Here is a 16,145-nt window from a genome sequence, read left to right as displayed (position 1 = left end):
GACGGGGTGGGGAAACACGGGCGTCACACGGGTGGGGTTCACTGGGGGGAGACGCCCGACGGGCGCGGGACGGAGGCGCTGCATGGACCTGAACACGATCCAGCGCGTCCGGGTGGTGCGCGAGCGCTCCGAGCTGGCGGGCCGCGGGCCGCGCTCAGCGGTCATCGGAGGCGGCTCCTGGGTGTTCTCCCTCCCCCACGACCACCTCGACGAGCTCCTCGACTTGCAGGGATTCGCGTGGGAGCCGATCGTGCGCACGGACGCCGGGCTCTCGATCGCGGCGACCTGCACGCTCAGCGAGCTCGCCGCGATGCCCGACGCGGGCGACACCGCCCATCCGCTCTTCTTCCAGTGCTGCACGGCACTGCTGGGCTCCTTCAAGATCTGGAACGTCGCCACTGTCGGCGGCAACATCGCCAACGCCCTGCCCGCAGGACCGATGATCAGCCTCGCCGCCGCGCTCGACGCCACCGCCCTCGTCTGGCGGGCCGACGACTCGGACGTCGCCGTGCCGGTCGCCGAGCTCGTGACCGGCAACATGACCACTTCCCTGGCCCAGGACGACGTCATCCGCTCGATCGAGATCCCGCTCTCCTCCCTCCGGGCGCGCACCGCGTTCCGCAAGACGGCGCTCTCCCCTCTCGGACGCTCCGGCGCCGTCGTCATCGGCCGCCTCGACACCGACGGCGCGTTCGTGCTCACGATCACCGCGGCGACCGTCCGGCCGGAGCTGCTCCGCTTCGCCGCCGTTCCCTCCTCGGCCGAGCTCGCCGCGGCCGTCGACGGCGTCGCGACCTGGTTCACCGACCCGCACGGAGCCGCCGACTGGCGCCACGCCGTCGTCCGCGTGCTCGCCGAGGAGATCCGCACCGAGCTGACCGGAGGGGCCCGATGAGGTTCACCGTCAACGGAGAGCCGGTCGACGCCTCCCCCCGCCCCGGCCAGGTGCTGCGCACCCTCCTCCGCGACCACGAGCACTTCGAGGTGAAGAAGGGGTGCGACGCCGGCGACTGCGGCGCCTGCTCCGTCCTCGTCGACGGGACGCCGTTCCACTCCTGCCTCTACCCCGCCCACCGCGTCGAGGGGCGCGAGGTGACGACAGCGGCCGGCCTCTGCACGCCCGAGGAGCCGAGCGCGGTGCAGGAGGCGTTCGTCGAGGCCGGCGCGTTCCAGTGCGGCTTCTGCACGGCCGGCATGGTGGTCACGGCCACGGCGCTCGACGGAGTCCGCGCCGAGGACGTGCCGCGGCTGATGAAGGGCAACCTCTGCCGGTGCACGGGCTACCGCCCTATCCGCGAGGCCGTGACGGGCGCCTGCGCGTCCGGGCACGGCGCGCACGCGGCCGAGCCGTCCGGAGCGGATCGCACGGAGGCCTCGGTCCGCGGACGGCACGCGGCCCCGCCGTCGGGTCTCACCCCCGTCCGCCGCACCGGTCGCCCGTCGGCCGAGGAGTCCCGGGTCGGCCGCTCGCTCGGCGCGCCCGCCGGCCGGCGGATCGTCCAGGGCCGCGAGCCGTTCACCCTCGACGTCGCCGTGCCCGGCCTGCTGCACGTGAAGGTCGTCCAGAGCCCGCACGCCCACGCGCGCATCCGCTCGATCGACACGACCGCCGCCCGCGCGATGCGGGGCGTCGTCGCGGTCCTCACCGCCGAGGACGTCCCGGACGTCCTCTACTCCACCGCCCGCCACGAGTCCCGGCTCGACGACCCGGACGACACCCGCATGCTCGACACCGTCGTCCGGTTCCGCGGGCAGCGCGTGGCCGTGGTGGTCGCGGAGTCGGTGGCCGAGGCGGAGGCGGCCTGCCGCGCCGTCGAGGTCGACTACGAGGTGCTGCCCGCCGTCTTCGACCCGGAGGAGGCGCGCTCCCCCGGCGCGCCGCTCCTGCACGCCGACAAGGATCCGATCGCCTCGCGCATCGCCCGGCCGGAGGCGAACGTCGTCGCGGAGCTCCACGGAGAGTACGGGGACGTGGCCGCCGGACTCGCGGAGGCCGACGTGGTCGTCGAGGGCCGGTACTCGACCTCCCGGGTCGCGCACACGGCGCTCGAGACCCACGGCACCATCGGCTGGCTCGAGGGCGGAGAGCTGGTGCTGCGGACCTCGACGCAGGTGCCCTTCCTCGTGCGCGACGAGATCGCGCGCCTGTTCGACCGCGATCCGTCGACCGTCCGCGTCTTCACGGCACGGGTGGGCGGCGGCTTCGGCGGCAAGCAGGAGATCCTGACGGAGGACGTCGTCGCCCTCGCCGTGCTCGCCACCGGCCGGCCCGTGCAGTTCGAGTTCACCCGGAGCGACGAGTTCACGATGGCCCCCTGCCGACACCCGATGCGGGTCGGCGTCACGCTCGGCGCCCGGCGCGACGGACGGCTGACCGCCCTCGCCGTGGACGTGCTCTCGGACACCGGCGCCTACGGCAACCACGGACCCGGCGTGATGTTCCACGGCACCTCGGAGTCGGTCGCCGTCTACAGCGCGCCCAGCAAGCGCGTCGACGCGCAGGCCGTCTACACGAACAACCTCCCCTCGGGGGCGTTCCGCGGCTACGGCCTCGGGCAGGTGATCTTCGGCATCGAGTCGGCGATGGACGATCTCGCCCGCGAGCTCGGGATCGACCCGTTCGAGCTGCGGCGGATCAACGCGGTGCGCCCGGGCGAGCCGCTGGTGGTCACGCACGTCGAGGGCGACGACATCGGCTTCGCCTCCTACGGGCTCGACCAGTGCCTCGACCTCACCGAGGCGGCACTGGCCGGCGGCGGCGGCTCCCCCGCCCCCGACGGACCGGGGTGGCGGACAGGGCAGGGCTCGGCACTGGCGATGATCGCCACCATCCCACCGCGGGGCCACTTCTCGGAGGCGACCGTCACCGTCGACGCCGAGGGAGTGCTGACCATCGGCGTCGGCACGGCCGAGTTCGGCAACGGGACGACCACCGTGCACACGCAGCTGGTCGCGAGCGCCTTCCGCGCCTCGGCCGACCGGGTGCGGATCCGCCAGTCCGACACGGACGCGGCCCGCTACGACACCGGAGCGTTCGGCAGCGCCGGCACGGTGGTCGCGGGCAAGGCCGTCCACTCGGCCGCGACGCGCCTCCTCGCCGAGCTGCAGGCGCTCGCCAAGCGGCTGACCGGGCACGACGAGACCTTCGAGCCCGACGACGAGGGCCTGCTCGCTCCGGACGGCACCCGGGTCGCGTTCGCCGATCTGGTCCGTGCGGCCGGCGGACCGGTCACCGCGACCGGGAGCGAGGACGGCGCTCAGCGCTCGCTCGCGTTCAACGTCCAGGGCTTCCGCGTCGCGGTGCACGAGCCGACGGGCGAGGTGCGGATCCTGCAGTCGGTCCAGGCGGCCGACGCCGGCTTCGTGATCAACCCGGCGCAGTGCCGCGGGCAGGTCGAGGGCGGAGTGGCGCAGGCGATCGGCTCGGCGCTGTACGAGGAGGTGATCCTCGACGGCGAGGGCACCGTGACCACGGCGATCCTCCGGAACTACCACATCCCGCAGATGGCGGACGTGCCCGAGACCGAGGTGCTCTTCGCGGACACCGCCGACGAGCTCGGGCCGTTCGGCGCGAAGTCGATGAGCGAGGCGCCCTACAACCCGGTCGCCCCCGCACTCGCCAACGCCGTCCGCGACGCGATCGGCGTGCGGCCGACCGAGCTGCCGCTCTCCCGCGACCGGATCTGGCGGCTCCTGCACCCGGACGCCGCCCCGGTCGCGACCGTCGAGGCGGAGGCGCCGCCCGGTTGAACGACGACGGGCTGAGCGCCGATCGGCTGCCGCAGCTCAGACGCGCGACGCCAGCTCCGTGCTCGCCCGGGCGACCTCGCGGGCGATCGCGTCCTCGTCCGCGTTCACCAGCCGTCCCTCCCGCACCGTCGGGCGACCCTGCACCAGGATCAGGCTCAGCGGGGGCTGCGCTCCGAATGCGAGCGCCGCGACCGGGTCCGCGATGCCCGCGTGCTCGATCCCGTCGATCCGCCAGAGCGCGAGGTCGGCGAGCTTGCCGACCTCGATCGAGCCGATCTCGTCCTGCCGGCCGAGCACCCGGGCCCCGCCGATGGTGGCGACCGAGAGCGCCTGCCGGGCGCTCATCCGGTCGGCGCCGGCGCGCAGGCGGTTCATCAGCACCGCGGCGCGGATCTCGGAGCCGAGCTGACCGGACTCGTTCGACGCCGCGCCGTCCACGCCGAGGCCGACCGGGGCTCCCGCAGCCAGCAGCTGCGGGATCGGCGCGATGCCCGCCGCGAGCCGGCCGTTCGAGGACGGGCAGTGCGCGACTCCGGTGCCCGTGGCCGCGAACTTCGCGATCGCGTCGGCGTCGAGGTGGACGCAGTGCGCCATCCAGACGTCGTCGCCGAGCCAGCCGAGCGACTCCAGGTGGTCGGTGGGCGAGAGGCCGAACGCCTCCCGCGTGTAGGCGTCCTCCTCCACGGTCTCGGAGCCGTGGGTGTGCAGCCGGACCCCGAGCTGACGGGCGAGGACGGCCGACTCGCGCAGCAGGTCGGTGGTCACCGAGAAGGGCGAGCACGGGGCGATCGCGACCCGCACCATCGCGTCGGCGGAGGCGTCGTGGTACCGCTGGACCGCCTCTCCGCTGGCCTGGAGCGCGGCCGCCGTGGTCTCGACGGCGAAGTCCGGCGGGAGGCCGCCCCGGGACTCGCCGAGGTCCATCGACCCGCGGGTCGCGTGCAGCCGGAGGCCGAGGGTGCCGGCCGCGTCGACGATGCCGCCGACGATGTCGCCGGAGCCCCGTGGGAAGACGTAGTGGTGGTCGGCGACGGTGCTGCAGCCGGACCGGGCGAGGACGCCCATCGCGCCGAGGGCGGCGGAGCGGGTCAGGTCGGCGTCGATGCGGGACCATGCGGGGTAGAGCGCGACGAGCCAGTCGAAGAGGATCGAGTCCTGCGCCCAGCCGCGGGTGAGCCACTGGTAGAGGTGGTGGTGCGTGTTGACGAGCCCGGGAGTGAGCAGGTGGCCGCGGCCGTCGACCCGCGTGAGCGCGATCGCCTCCTGCGCCGGCAGGCCCGTCGGGGACCGTCCGTCGAGGGCCCACGCCGGAGGGTCGCCGGCTCCGACGGCGACGATGCGGGAGTCGTCGACGACGACGTGGCCGACGGGGTGCTCGGTCCCGTGCGCGTCGACGGTGGCGACGTGGGCTCCGGTGAGGACGTGGCGCTGCATGCCCCGAGCATGGCAGCGCGGTGTTTCGCGGCCGTTTCCCGCCGGAGTGCGAGCAGGCCGGCGCGATCACGACGGCGCGCCGTTAGGGGAGGACGTGCGGCTCAGCGCGCCGCGTGGATCGGGCCCGAGCGCCCCGCGAGCGGCTCCCCGGACGTCCCCGTGCGCGCGGCGAGGACCTCCGCGAGGATCGACACGGCCGTCTCCTCCGGCGTCGACGCGCCGATGTCCAGGCCGATCGGCGAGTGCAGGCGGGCGAGGGCCTCCTCCGTCACTCCCGCCTCGCGCAGCAGCCGCAGCCGCCGCTCGTGGGTGCGCCGCGATCCCATCGCGCCGACGTAGGCGACCGGGAGCGCGAGCGCGGTCTCGAGCAGCGGGATGTCGAACTTCTCGTCGTGCGTGAGCACCGCGATCACGGTGCGCGAGTCGACCTCGGCGCGGGCGAGGTGGTCGGACGGCCACTCGACGAGGACCTCGTCGGCGCCGGGGAAGCGCTCGGCGGTCGCGAACACCGGACGCGCGTCGCAGACGGTCACGCGGTAGCCGAGCAGGGCGCCGGCGGAGCAGAGCGCGGCGGAGAAGTCGACGGCGCCGTAGATCAGCAGGCGCGGCCGCTCGGCGTGCACGACGTAGGCGATCTCGAGCTCGGCACCTCGGCAGGCGGTCTCGACCGTGGCCGAGCGGCCGGAGGCCAGGCGCGCCTCGCGCTCGGCGAGGATGCGGCGGGCGGTGTCCTCGTCCAGGTGCGGGCCGACGACGTCCTGGAGGCGCGTCGCTCCGGTGAGCACGAGGCCGATCAGCTCCTCCGGGCCGCCGACGACGATCGCCAGCGCGGCCGAGCGGCCGGCGCGGGCGGCGCGCAGCTCGGCGAGGACCGCGGTGGAGCCGGAGTCGACGACCTGGCCGAACACGCGCAGCTGCCCCCCGCAGGACAGGCCGGCGGCGAAGGCCGCCTCGTCGTCGAAGCCGAAGTGCTCGGACGCGCTGCTCGAGGTGCCGAGCACCTCCTGGGCCAGCGCGTACGCCTGCGCCTCGACGCAGCCGCCGGAGATCGAGCCGATCGCCCGCCCCTCCGCGTCCACCGCCATCGAGGAGCCGAGAGCGCGGGGAGCCGAGCCGAAGACGTGCGTGACCGTGACGACCGCGACGCTCCCGCCCCCCTCGACGCGCTCGAGCAGGGGGGCGGCGATGTCGAGCACGACGGCCTCCTCTTCTCGGACGGGAGGCGACGGCGCCGGGGCAGCGGGGAGGCCGGGCGGAGCCGCCGACGGGCGCTCACACGCAGGAAACATGCCGAGTATAGGGTCGATCCATGCCTGACGACGCTCCCTTCCTCGACCTCGTGATCCGCGCCTCCGACGTGCTGACCGAGAACGGCCGGCGTCCGGCCAGCATCGCGATCGCCGAGGGCCTGATCGTCGCGGTCGGCGAGCGGGACGCCCCCTGGCGGACCACGGAGGAGATCGTCCTCCCCGAGGGCCAGGTCCTGATCCCGGGGATCGTCGACACCCACGTGCACGTCAACGAGCCGGGCCGCACGGAGTGGGAGGGCTTCGCCTCCGCCACCCGCGCCGCCGCCGCCGGGGGCGTCACCACGATCATCGACATGCCGCTGAACTCGATCCCGCCGACCACCACGGTGGCGGGGCTCGAGGCCAAGCGCGCGGCCGCCGGGCCGCAGGCGCAGGTGGACGTCGGCTTCTGGGGCGGGGCGATCCCCTCGAACCTCGGCACGCTGCGCGAGCTCCACGACGCGGGCGTCTTCGGCTTCAAGTGCTTCCTCTCGCCGAGCGGCGTGGACGAGTTCCCGCACCTGAGCCGGGAGCAGCTCGTCGAGGCGATGCGCGAGATCGCCGCCTTCGACGGACTGCTGATCGTGCACGCCGAGGACCCGGCCGAGCTGGAGGCGAGCGCGCTGGAGCCCGACGCCTCCTACGGCGCGTTCGTCGACTCCCGCCCGCCCGCCTCCGAGCGCAGCGCGATCCTGCACGTGATCGAGGCCGTCCGCGAGACCGGCTGCCGCGCGCACATCCTGCACCTCTCCTCCGCCGACGCGCTGCCGCTCCTGCGCGAGGCCAAGGCCGAGGGGCTGCCGATCACAGCCGAGACCTGCCCGCACTACCTCACCTTCGACGCCGGCTCGATCCCCGACGGCGGCACACAGTTCAAGTGCTGCCCGCCGATCCGCGACGAGCGCAACCGCGAGCTGCTCTGGAAGGGGCTGCTCGACGGGACGATCGACATCATCGCCTCGGACCACTCCCCCGCCACCGCCGAGCTGAAGCTCCCCGCCGGCGGCGACTTCGGCGTCGCCTGGGGCGGGATCTCGGGACTCGAGCTGAGCTTCCGCGCGGTCTGGACCGGGGCCCGCGAGCGGGGCATCCCGCTCGAGCAGGTCGTCGCCTGGATGTCCACGGCGACCGCCGCGTTCGCCGGGCTCGGCCAGAAGGGCCTGCTGCACGCGGGATCCGACGCCGACCTGGTCGCGTTCGACCCGGAGGCGCAGTGGCGCGTGGACGTCGACGCCCTCTCGCACCGGAACCCCGTCTCGGCCTACGAGGGCCGCGTCCTCCGCGGCGCCGTCCCCGCCACCTGGGTCGGCGGCCGACGCGTCACCGCCGCGACGGTCCCGCCCGCCGGGCGCCTCCTCAGCCGCCCCTGACCTCGACCCGCCGATGCCCCGCCTCCCTGACGACACCTCGGGGGGCTCGACCGCTCACGCCGAGCGCCGCCGTGTCATCGGCAGGTTTCGAGTGTGTGAACGGGGGCGGGTCGGAGCCGCGGAGCGGGCGGATCGCACAAGACTCGGAGTCCCGGCGGCGGCTCCTCGGGATGCTCCGCCGGTGCGCGGAGCCCCCGGCAGGCGCGAGGCTGGCAGACGGGCTCGCAGGAGCCGCGAGCAGGACGGGCACCACCGCGTGACCGGGCCCGGCCGCACGGAACGGACAGGAGCGGACATGTCGATCATCCTCGGGGACCACCAGTACGGGAAGGCCGAGAACCGCGTCGTGCGGATCTACCGCGAGACCCCGCGGCACGAGATCCACGACGTCAACATCTCCACGGCCCTCCGCGGCGACTTCGAGGCCGCGCACCGAGAGGGCGACCAGTCGGCCGTCCTGCCCACGGACACGCAGAAGCAGACGGCGTACGCCTTCGCCAAGGAGAAGGGCCTGCGCTCGATCGAGCCCTACGGCCTCGAGCTGGCCCGCCACTTCGTCGACGGCTACGAGCCCGTCCACGGCGCCCGCATCGAGATCGAGGAGTTCGCCTGGGAGCGCGTGCTGGTGGACGGGCGCGAGCACGACCACACCTGGGTCCGGAAGGGCCAGGAGACGCGGATCGCGTCGGTCACGGTCGAGGGCTCGGGCGACGAGCGGCGGATCTGGATCACCGGCGGCTTCAAGGACCTCACGATCCTGAAGTCCACGGGGAGCGAGTTCCACGGCTTCCTCACCGACCCCTACACGGTCCTCCAGCCGACGAACGACCGGGTGATGGCGACCTCGCTGGTCGCGAAGTGGCGCTTCGCCCTGAGCGAGGACGAGATCGCGGCGATGGACTGGGAGGCGGTCTACGCGGGCGTCAAGGCGCTCATGACGAGCCGCTTCGCGACCGTGCACTCCCTCGCCCTCCAGCAGACGCTCTTCGAGATGGGGAAGGCGGTCCTGGAGGAGTACCCGCAGATCGTCGAGATCCGTCTCTCCGCGCCGAACAAGCACCACTTCGTCTACGACCTCTCGCCCTTCGGCGTCGAGAACGACAACGAGGTCTTCCACGCCGCCGACCGCCCCTACGGGCTGATCCAGGCGAGCGTCACCCGCGACGACGCGCCGCCCGCGGGATCCGCCTGGACCGCCTACACGGGCCTGGTGTGACCGGCGCCGGGGGCGTCCACCGGGGGCACGTGCTGCACGTCGCCGGGGGTGCGACGCTCGCGACCGCGCGGGAGTCGCTGGTGTCGATCCCGGACGGCGCTCTCGCCGTGGACGAGGACGGCACGATCGCCTGGGTCGGTCCGTACCGCGAGCTGCCGGACCGCTTCGCGCTCCTGCCGGTCTCCGGCGACGCCGCGTCGGTCCTGCTGCCCGGCTTCGTCGACGCGCACGTGCACTTCCCCCAGACGTTCTCGACCGACGGCTTCGGCGGCGGCCAGCTGCTCGAGTGGCTCGACCGGACGGTGTTCCCCTCGGAGGCGCGGCTCGCCGACCCGGAGTTCGCCGACGTCGTCGCGCGAGCCTTCACCCGGCGGCGGGTGGCCGCGGGCACGACCGCCGCGATGGTCTTCGGCTCCGCGTTCCCGGCCGCGCAGGACGCCCTCTTCGAGCGCACCCGCGAGGCGGGGCTGCGGATCGTGTCGGGGCGCGGGATCCAGACCACGGGCCCGGCCTCGGCGGCGCCCCTGATCACCTCGGAGGAGGAGGCGCTGACGCTCGCGTCGGAGGAGATCGACCGCTGGCACGGGAGGAACCCGCTCCTGCAGGTCGCGCTCGTCCCGCGGTTCTCGCTGTCCGTCACTCCCCGGACCCTCGGAGCGCTCGGCGACCTCTACGACGACGTCCGCGGACGCGGCGTCTACGTGCACAGCCACCTCAACGAGAACGACCGGCCCGGCGACGGCGAGATCGCCGCCGTGCTCGGCTCGTACGGCACCCGCAGCTACCTCGACACCTACGACGGGCTCTTCCTCCCCGGCTCCGCGCGCGGAGGATCCTCCCTCCTCGGGCCGCGCACGATCCTCGCCCACGCCGTGCACTGCCAGGACGCGGAGCTGCACCGGATGGAGGAGACCGGCACCTCGATCGCCCACTGCCCGACCTCGCAGCAGTTCCTCGGCTCCGGCACCATGCCCTGGCGCCGGACCGTCGCCTCGGGGGTCACCGTTGCCCTCGGTTCGGACGTGGGCGCGGGCGACGAGTGGCTGCTGGCGCGAGTGGCGAACGACGCCTTCAAGGTGCACCTCTCGGAGCCCGGCGACGCGGCCGTCGCCCTGCATCCGGCCGAGCTCCTGTTCACGGCGACGCTCGCCGGCGCGCGGGCGCTCGACCAGGAGGACCGGTTCGGCAGCCTCGACCCCGGGAAGGACGCGGACTTCCTCCGCATCGAGCCCGACCGGTGGGAGCCGCTCGCCGACGTCCTCGCCCACGGGATCCGCGCGGACGACGAGGAGGAGGCGACGGCCCAGCTGCTCTTCGCCCTGCTGATGACCCTGCGCGAGCCGGCGATCGCCGCGGTGCACGTCCGGGGCAGGCGGATCGCGCCTCCGGAGTGACGGGGCCGGCCGGGGCGGCGCGGTGCGGACCGCGCGCACTCGGCCGTCAGCGCAGGCGCAGCGCCAGGAACAGGTCGGCGCGGTCCGCGGTGTCCGACAGGTCGCGCTGCGTCAGCTCCTCCACCCTCGCGATGCGGTACCGCACCGTGTTCAGGTGCAGGTGCGTCTGCTCCGCCGTGCGCACCCACGAGCCGCCGCAGTCGAGGAACGCCGCGAGCGTGGCGACCAGCTGCGAGCCGTAGCGCGCGTCGTGCTCGATGAGCCGCCCGAGCACCAGCTCGACGAACACCGAGCGCAGGTGGTCGGGGACCGCGCTCAGCAGCTGCACGGCGGAGGTGACCTCCCCGGAGTCGCTGACCCGCACCGGAGCGTCGTCGCCCGGAGAGCCCGGCAGCAGCATCCCGTAGCGTGCCGAGCGGAGGGCGCCGCCGAGCGCGGGCAGCGGAGTCGCGGCGCTCGTCCCGACGCGCAGCACGGCGCCCGGCCACGCGGCTCCCGCTCGTCGCAGCGCCGAGGTGACGACGGCGAGCGGATCCGCGCCGGTGGGGATCGCATCGGTCGCCTCGGTGGGCAGCACCGCCACCGCGCAGCCCTGGGCGTCGCGTCCGACCACGGCGCGGCCCAGGTGCGCGGCGGCGTCGACCAGGACACGGCGCGCCAGGTCCGGGGGCGCGTCGCCCTCGAACTCGGCGGCGACCACGGCGCACCGCCCGGCGCCGCCGAGTCCGAGCTGCCGCAGGTACACCGCGGCCTCGGGCTGCTCGCTGTCCTCCTCCACGAGCTCGAGCAGGCGGTCGGCGAGAGCGGAGTCGGCCGAGAGCGCCGCCTCCCGCTGCAGCCGGTAGACCCCCACGACTCCGGCGAGCTCGGTCACGGCGTCCAGCACTGCGGCGGGCCAGTCGTTCCAGTCGCCCCCGACGACGACCAGCCAGGAGGTGGCGCGGTGCTCGCCCGCTCCGGCGACGGTGAGGACCGACAGGGCGCCGCCGCGGGAGTCCGCGACCACGACCGGGCTGCGCCGGGCCGTGAGCGCCGCGTGCACGACCCGCTCGATCTCCCCCAGCCCCAGGGGCGAGGCGGAGGCCGCGGTCCGGCCGGTCGCGGTCAGCACCGACACGGGGAGTCCGAGCTCGCGCGAGGTGCGCGTGACGAGCTCGTCGAGCTGCTGCCCCCGGTAGACCTCGGTCAGCAGCTCCCGCTGGCGGGCGAGGGCGGCCGTCAGCCGGGCCACGCGGTCGCCGGCGAGGGCGTTCGACAGGTGCGCCGTGATCGCGCCGAACGACACATCGGCCGGCACGGCGATCAGCGGGACGTCGTGCTCGCGGCAGGCGACGACGAGGTCGTCCGGCACGAAGCCCAGCAGCCCCTCGCCGGCGAGCAGAGCGCTGGCACCCGAGTCCGCGACCGCGGCGACGAAGGCCGCGCTGTCCTGGGCGTCCCGACGCCAGACCAGACCGGTCAGCACCAGCTGGTCGCGCGAGATGTAGCGGCGCGGATCGAGGAGATCGGTCGTGAAGATACCGTCGACCGGCCGCGCGAGCGCCCCGTCGCCGGCGACCAGCACGCGCAGCCGCAGCTGCGGCGCGTCGAGGACGTCCTGTAGCTGCATCAGCTGCCCCGGTAGGTCGAGTAGGCGAAGGGGCTGAGCAGGAGCGGGATGTGGAAGTGCGCCTCCTCGTCGTCGAGGCGGAAGGCGACGACGACCTCGGGGTAGAACGACTCGGTGCCCGAGGCGGCGAACCAGGCGCCGGTGTCGAAGACGACCCGGTGGACCCCGGCGGCCAGGCGCTCCGGCCCGAAGGCCGCCACGCGGCCGTCGTCGTCGGTGCGGGCCTCGGCGAGGCGCTCCCAGCCGGAGCCGACACGGGCGTCGAGAGCCACCGGGACCCCGCGCGCGGGGCGGCCGCGGACGGCGTCGAGCACGTGGGTGGTGACGTGGCTGGCGTGCCCGCTCATCGTGCGGCCTCCGCCCGGACGAGGCGCCCGTCGTCGAGGCCGCGGACGCGCAGCACCGTGATCTCCCGCAGCTGCTCCGCGACGATGCGGGCCTCCGTCTCGTCGTCGAGCCCGAGCCTCCGCTCCAGCTCCGCGACGACCTCGGCCCGGTCGCGGCCGGCCGCGCGGAGGAGGAACACGCGCCCGAACCGCTCCTCGTAGGCGCGGTTGCCGGCCAGCAGCCGCCGGGTCAGCTCCTCGTCGCCCGTGCGGCTCGCCGCCTGCTCCGCGGCCGAGAACGCGGAGGAGCGCCCCGCGCCCGCGTGCCGCTCGCCGATCCGGGGGTGGTCGGCCAGCGCCGCCTCCACCTCCTCCTCGGTGAGCGTGCGCGCGGCCCGCTCGGCCGCGTCGGCGAGCGCGTCGGCCGACGGGTAGGGCGCGCCGGAGGCGACCTCGTCGGCCCAGCGGGGGACGGCGAGGCACGCGAGCAGCACGTCGCGGGCGGTCTCGGATCGGGTGTCGGTCATGCGGTCTCCTTCGTCCGGCGGAGCAGGGGCTCGGCCTGCGGCACGATGGTCGGATGGATCTGGTCGGGAGTCGGGACCTCGTCGGGCTGGTGCTCGCGGCGGGTGCGGGGCGCCGGGCGGGCGGCCCGAAGGCGCTGCGGTGCGACGCGGCGGGAGTTCCCTGGGTGGAGCGAGCCGTCGAGAGGCTCCGCGCGGTGGGCTGCGAGCGGGTGCTCGTGGTCCTGGGCGCGGAGGCCGGACGGGCGCGCCTCCTGGTGCCGCCGTCCGCGGACGTGGTCGTCGCGGCGGAGTGGGAGAGCGGCCTCTCGGCGTCGCTCCGCGCGGGTCTCGCCGCGGCCGAGGGCGTCGCCGCGCTGGTCGCCCTGGTCGACCTGCCCGAGGAGCCGCCGAGCGTGGGGGCCCGGCTGCTCGCGGAGGCGCCGGTCGCGCCGGACGTGCTCGCCCGCGCGGTCTTCCGCGGTCGGCCCGGTCATCCGGTGCTGCTGGGACGGGACCACTGGCCGGAGCTCCTCGAGGGCGTGCACGGCGACTCCGGCGCGCGCGACCTGCTCCGCGCGAGGCGCGCGCGCGGGGTGGAGTGCGGCGATCTGTGGTCGGGAGCCGACCGCGACGGGCCGGACTGAGCGGTTCACGCCAGGCCCGCGTCGTCGAGGGCGGCGGCCAGCGCCCGCCAGGCCAGCGTCGCGCAGACGGAGCGGACGGGGTTGCCCGCCACCGCGAGCAGCGCCTGCTCCTCGCCGGCGAGTGCACCCTCCCGGTGCGCCATCGCCGCGAGGAACGCGTCGATCCGCTCCCGCATGTCCGACGCCGGCAGCCCGTCGAGACCGTCCACGAGCAGCGACGCGGATCCCCGCGAGACCTCGCACCCCCGCCCGCTCCAGGCGAGGCGCACCTGCTCCGCGCCGCCGTCGACGCGCAGCTCGATCCGGTCGCCGCAGGTGGGGGTGATCAGCTCGGCCCGGCCGAGGGCCGGAGTCGGGTCGGCCTGCCCGACGGGGTCCTTGGCGTGCGCGCGGATCAGCTCCGCCGCCTCGCTCACGGCCGGTCCTCCAGCTCGGCGAGCTCCGCGTAGGCCGTGCTGATCCCGGCGATCCGCTCGCGCGACTCCCTCGGCGACGCCCCGAGCACTCCGGAGGCCACGAGCGCGACCGCGCTCATCGCCGCCGCGTAGCTGTCCAGCGCTGTGCCGCTGTCGACCGGGCACTCCAGCCAGACCGCCGCGTGCTCCGCGTAGCGCCGGGCGGGCGGATCCGCGAGGAGCACCACGGGCACCTCGCGCGCGGCGAGCGTCCCGATGAGGGCCGCGAAGGAGGCGGGGCGGCGGCGGAAGCCGACCAGCACCACGACGTCCTCGGCTCCGAGCCCCTCGAGCTCCTCACCGAGCGACTGGCCGGGCTGCGGGGCGATCCGGACGCGTCCGCGCGCCTGCGCGAGCTGCTGGCGCAGGTGCAGCGCCACCGGGTAGCTGTTGCGCAGTCCGATCACGACGACCTCGCGTGCTCCCGCGATCAGCCGCACCGCCTCCTCCAGCCGCCCGTCGCCGAACGCGGCGGCCAGCCGGGCCAGGTTCGCCCGCTCGCTCTCGAGGTGCGCGGCGAGCGGATCCCCCTGTCCCTGCGCGGGACCGACCGGCACACCGGAGGACCGCAGCGCCCGGGCGTGCTCGCGCACCTCCTGCGAGTTCGAGAACCCCAGGCGGCGGAACAGCCGCGAGACCGTGGCCTTGGACACTCCGCTGTGCTGGGCGAGCTCGGTCGCCGTGTAGACGGCCAGGTCGCCGAGGTGGTCGAGGATGAAGTCGGCCGCCCGCTGCTCCTGCCGCGACAGCGCGGCGTAGCCGGCATCGATGCGGTGACCGATGCTCGTCAGAGGGGCCGGGGCGGGGGTCACGCGGTCGGCGTCTCGTCGGCGAGCGCCAGCACGGCCGCCTCGAACGCGCTGAGCGCGGTCGCGACGTCGGCCTCGGTCACGTTCTCGTCCGGGTGGTGGCTGACGCCGCCCTCGCAGCGGAGGAAGAGCATCGCGTACTCGGCGAGGTCGGCGACCGCCATCGCGTCGTGGCCGGCCTTGGAGAACAGCACCATCGGCTCCGCGTCCCCGGTCGCGCGGATGCCCGCGCGCACGACGTCCTGCAGCCGAGAGGAGGCGACGACCGCGGGGGCCGAATGGGTCTCCTCCACCGTCAGCGCGAGACGGCGGCGCGACGCCGACTCCGACATCGCGTGCTCGATGGCGTCCCACGCCGTGTCGCGCTGGGCGTCGGTCTCGGCGCGGAGGTCGAGGCTGAACTCGACCCGGCCGGGGATGACGTTGACCGCGCCCGGGAAGGTCTCGAGCCGGCCGACCGTGGCGATCACGCCCTGCTCCCGCGCGATGCGCTCCACCGCGAGCACGGCCTCGGCCGCCCCGGTGAGCGCGTCGCGGCGGCGGTCGAGCGGAACTCCGCCCGCGTGCCCGGCCTTGCCGGTGAGGGTGAGTGCGAAGCGGCGGGCGCCCGCTATCGAGGAGACCACGGCGAGGGCGCGGTCAGCCTCCTCCAGGTAGGGGCCCTGCTCGATGTGCGCCTCGAGGTAGGCGAGAACGTCCTGCGCGTCGCGCGCGGCGGTGCGGATGCGCGAGGGGTCCAGCCCGAACTCGTGGAACGCCTCGACGAGCGTCGTCCCGTCGGCGTCCTCGAGCTCCCACCAGTGCTCGTCCCAGGTGCCGGCGAGGGCGCGGGAGCCGAGGAGCGCTGTGCCGAAGCGGGTGCCCTCCTCGTCGCCGAACGCGACGACCTCGACGGCGAACGGCAGGCGCCGGCCCGCCCCGTGCAGGCGCGACACCACGGCGATCGCGAGCATCACGCCGAGGATCCCGTCGTAGCGGCCCGCGTCGGGCACCGTGTCGAGGTGCGAGCCGAGCAGGAGCGCCGGGAGTCCCGGAGTCGAGCCCTCGTAGCGGCCGCACTGGTTGCCGGCCGCGTCCTGCCAGGTGCGCATGCCCACCTCGGTCATCCAACGCGCGGCCATCGCGTTCACCCGGGCGTGCTCGGGCGAGAGGTAGACCCGCTCGATGCCGTCGCGGCTGGAGGAGACCGCCGCGAGCTCGTCGCAGCGGGCCATGATCGCGGCGGCGTCGAGGGCGGGGGCGGCGGTGGCGGCGGCGTCGAGGGCGTCGCGTTCGGCGACGAGGAGGGCACCCGCTTCGGCACAGCGCTCCTCGGCTCCCGCGCCCTCGCCGGCACCTGGGAC

At 75.0% G+C, this 16,145-nt stretch carries 14 protein-coding genes; 6 read left to right on the top strand and 8 right to left on the bottom strand.

What is annotated here, in order from left to right; all coding sequences use genetic code 11:
• Window positions 1-82 precede the first annotated feature (82 nt).
• Both C5C33_RS04925 and C5C33_RS04920 read left to right on the top strand, forming a co-directional pair.
• Entirely contained in the window at window positions 83-895 is an 813-nt protein-coding gene (locus C5C33_RS04925) for an FAD binding domain-containing protein (RefSeq protein ID WP_104260565.1), read from the top strand.
• Complete coding sequence (locus C5C33_RS04920) at window positions 892-3,750, top strand: molybdopterin cofactor-binding domain-containing protein (protein ID WP_104260564.1); 2,859 nt, start codon at window positions 892-894, stop codon at window positions 3,748-3,750. The genes C5C33_RS04925 and C5C33_RS04920 overlap by 4 nt, the downstream gene beginning before the upstream one ends.
• A gap of 36 nt (window positions 3,751-3,786) precedes the next feature.
• On the opposite strand, the gene C5C33_RS04915 is transcribed toward C5C33_RS04920, so the two are convergent.
• On the bottom strand, window positions 3,787-5,184 hold the full coding sequence (locus C5C33_RS04915; protein ID WP_104260563.1) for an 8-oxoguanine deaminase: 1,398 nt from the start codon (window positions 5,182-5,184) through the stop codon (window positions 3,787-3,789).
• Window positions 5,185-5,285: 101 nt separating this feature from the next.
• Window positions 5,286-6,380 (bottom strand): XdhC family protein, encoded by a 1,095-nt coding sequence (locus tag C5C33_RS04910; RefSeq protein ID WP_219814938.1) that lies wholly within the window; start codon window positions 6,378-6,380, stop codon window positions 5,286-5,288.
• Between the two features lie 113 nt (window positions 6,381-6,493).
• Here C5C33_RS04910 and allB point away from each other — a divergent pair, with 113 nt between their 5' ends.
• From allB to C5C33_RS04895, 3 genes are all read left to right on the top strand, one after another.
• The gene (gene allB, locus C5C33_RS04905; RefSeq protein WP_104260561.1) at window positions 6,494-7,843 is read left to right on the top strand and encodes an allantoinase AllB; all 1,350 of its coding nucleotides are present in this window, start codon (window positions 6,494-6,496) and stop codon (window positions 7,841-7,843) included.
• 295 nt (window positions 7,844-8,138) lie between these two features.
• Window positions 8,139-9,059 (top strand): factor-independent urate hydroxylase, encoded by a 921-nt coding sequence (gene pucL / locus C5C33_RS04900; RefSeq protein ID WP_104260560.1) that lies wholly within the window; start codon window positions 8,139-8,141, stop codon window positions 9,057-9,059.
• Window positions 9,056-10,453, top strand: coding sequence for an amidohydrolase family protein (locus C5C33_RS04895; RefSeq protein WP_104260559.1), 1,398 nt, complete (start codon window positions 9,056-9,058; stop codon window positions 10,451-10,453). The genes pucL and C5C33_RS04895 overlap by 4 nt, the downstream gene beginning before the upstream one ends.
• A 46-nt stretch (window positions 10,454-10,499) precedes the next feature.
• On the opposite strand, the gene C5C33_RS04890 is transcribed toward C5C33_RS04895, so the two are convergent.
• From C5C33_RS04890 to uraD, 3 genes are read right to left on the bottom strand one after another with little or no spacing between them, the layout of a single operon-like run.
• Window positions 10,500-12,062: a PucR family transcriptional regulator gene (locus C5C33_RS04890; protein ID WP_104260558.1), complete on the bottom strand. Its 1,563-nt coding sequence runs from the start codon at window positions 12,060-12,062 to the stop codon at window positions 10,500-10,502.
• Window positions 12,062-12,409, bottom strand: coding sequence for a hydroxyisourate hydrolase (uraH, locus tag C5C33_RS04885; protein ID WP_104251158.1), 348 nt, complete (start codon window positions 12,407-12,409; stop codon window positions 12,062-12,064). Before uraH ends, C5C33_RS04890 begins: the two co-directional genes overlap by 1 nt.
• Window positions 12,406-12,915, bottom strand: coding sequence for a 2-oxo-4-hydroxy-4-carboxy-5-ureidoimidazoline decarboxylase (gene uraD, locus C5C33_RS04880; RefSeq protein ID WP_104234584.1), 510 nt, complete (start codon window positions 12,913-12,915; stop codon window positions 12,406-12,408). The genes uraH and uraD overlap by 4 nt, the downstream gene beginning before the upstream one ends.
• A gap of 53 nt (window positions 12,916-12,968) precedes the next feature.
• Here uraD and C5C33_RS04875 point away from each other — a divergent pair, with 53 nt between their 5' ends.
• Window positions 12,969-13,538: an NTP transferase domain-containing protein gene (locus C5C33_RS04875; RefSeq protein ID WP_104260557.1), complete on the top strand. Its 570-nt coding sequence runs from the start codon at window positions 12,969-12,971 to the stop codon at window positions 13,536-13,538.
• Window positions 13,539-13,543: 5 nt separating this feature from the next.
• Here the strand turns inward: C5C33_RS04875 and C5C33_RS04870 are convergent, their stop codons facing one another.
• Genes C5C33_RS04870 through C5C33_RS04860 form a run of 3 tightly spaced genes read right to left on the bottom strand, consistent with a single transcriptional unit; the run spans window position 13,544 to window position 16,019 of the window.
• The gene (locus C5C33_RS04870; protein ID WP_104260556.1) at window positions 13,544-13,954 is read right to left on the bottom strand and encodes an iron-sulfur cluster assembly scaffold protein; all 411 of its coding nucleotides are present in this window, start codon (window positions 13,952-13,954) and stop codon (window positions 13,544-13,546) included.
• Entirely contained in the window at window positions 13,951-14,805 is an 855-nt protein-coding gene (locus C5C33_RS04865; protein ID WP_258069181.1) for a MurR/RpiR family transcriptional regulator, read from the bottom strand. Before C5C33_RS04865 ends, C5C33_RS04870 begins: the two co-directional genes overlap by 4 nt.
• Window positions 14,802-16,019, bottom strand: a complete 1,218-nt coding sequence (locus tag C5C33_RS04860) for an allantoate amidohydrolase (protein ID WP_258069184.1) — start codon at window positions 16,017-16,019, stop codon at window positions 14,802-14,804. Before C5C33_RS04860 ends, C5C33_RS04865 begins: the two co-directional genes overlap by 4 nt.
• Between the last annotated feature and the right edge of the window lie 126 nt (window positions 16,020-16,145).

The sequence above is a fragment of the Rathayibacter sp. AY1H3 genome (assembly GCF_002932015.1).
Note: the sequence above shows the minus strand (reverse complement) of the source record. Positions and strands in the feature narration are given on the sequence as shown.

Coding starts and splice junctions, on each gene's coding strand:
- C5C33_RS04925 (WP_104260565.1), top strand. CDS start 83: ATGGACCTGAACACGATCCAGCGCGTCCGGGTGGTGCGCGAGCGCTCC.
- C5C33_RS04920 (WP_104260564.1), top strand. CDS start 892: ATGAGGTTCACCGTCAACGGAGAGCCGGTCGACGCCTCCCCCCGCCCC.
- C5C33_RS04915 (WP_104260563.1), bottom strand. CDS start 5,184: ATGCAGCGCCACGTCCTCACCGGAGCCCACGTCGCCACCGTCGACGCG.
- allB (WP_104260561.1), top strand. CDS start 6,494: ATGCCTGACGACGCTCCCTTCCTCGACCTCGTGATCCGCGCCTCCGAC.
- pucL (WP_104260560.1), top strand. CDS start 8,139: ATGTCGATCATCCTCGGGGACCACCAGTACGGGAAGGCCGAGAACCGC.
- C5C33_RS04890 (WP_104260558.1), bottom strand. CDS start 12,062: ATGCAGCTACAGGACGTCCTCGACGCGCCGCAGCTGCGGCTGCGCGTG.
- uraH (WP_104251158.1), bottom strand. CDS start 12,409: ATGAGCGGGCACGCCAGCCACGTCACCACCCACGTGCTCGACGCCGTC.
- uraD (WP_104234584.1), bottom strand. CDS start 12,915: ATGACCGACACCCGATCCGAGACCGCCCGCGACGTGCTGCTCGCGTGC.
- C5C33_RS04875 (WP_104260557.1), top strand. CDS start 12,969: ATGGATCTGGTCGGGAGTCGGGACCTCGTCGGGCTGGTGCTCGCGGCG.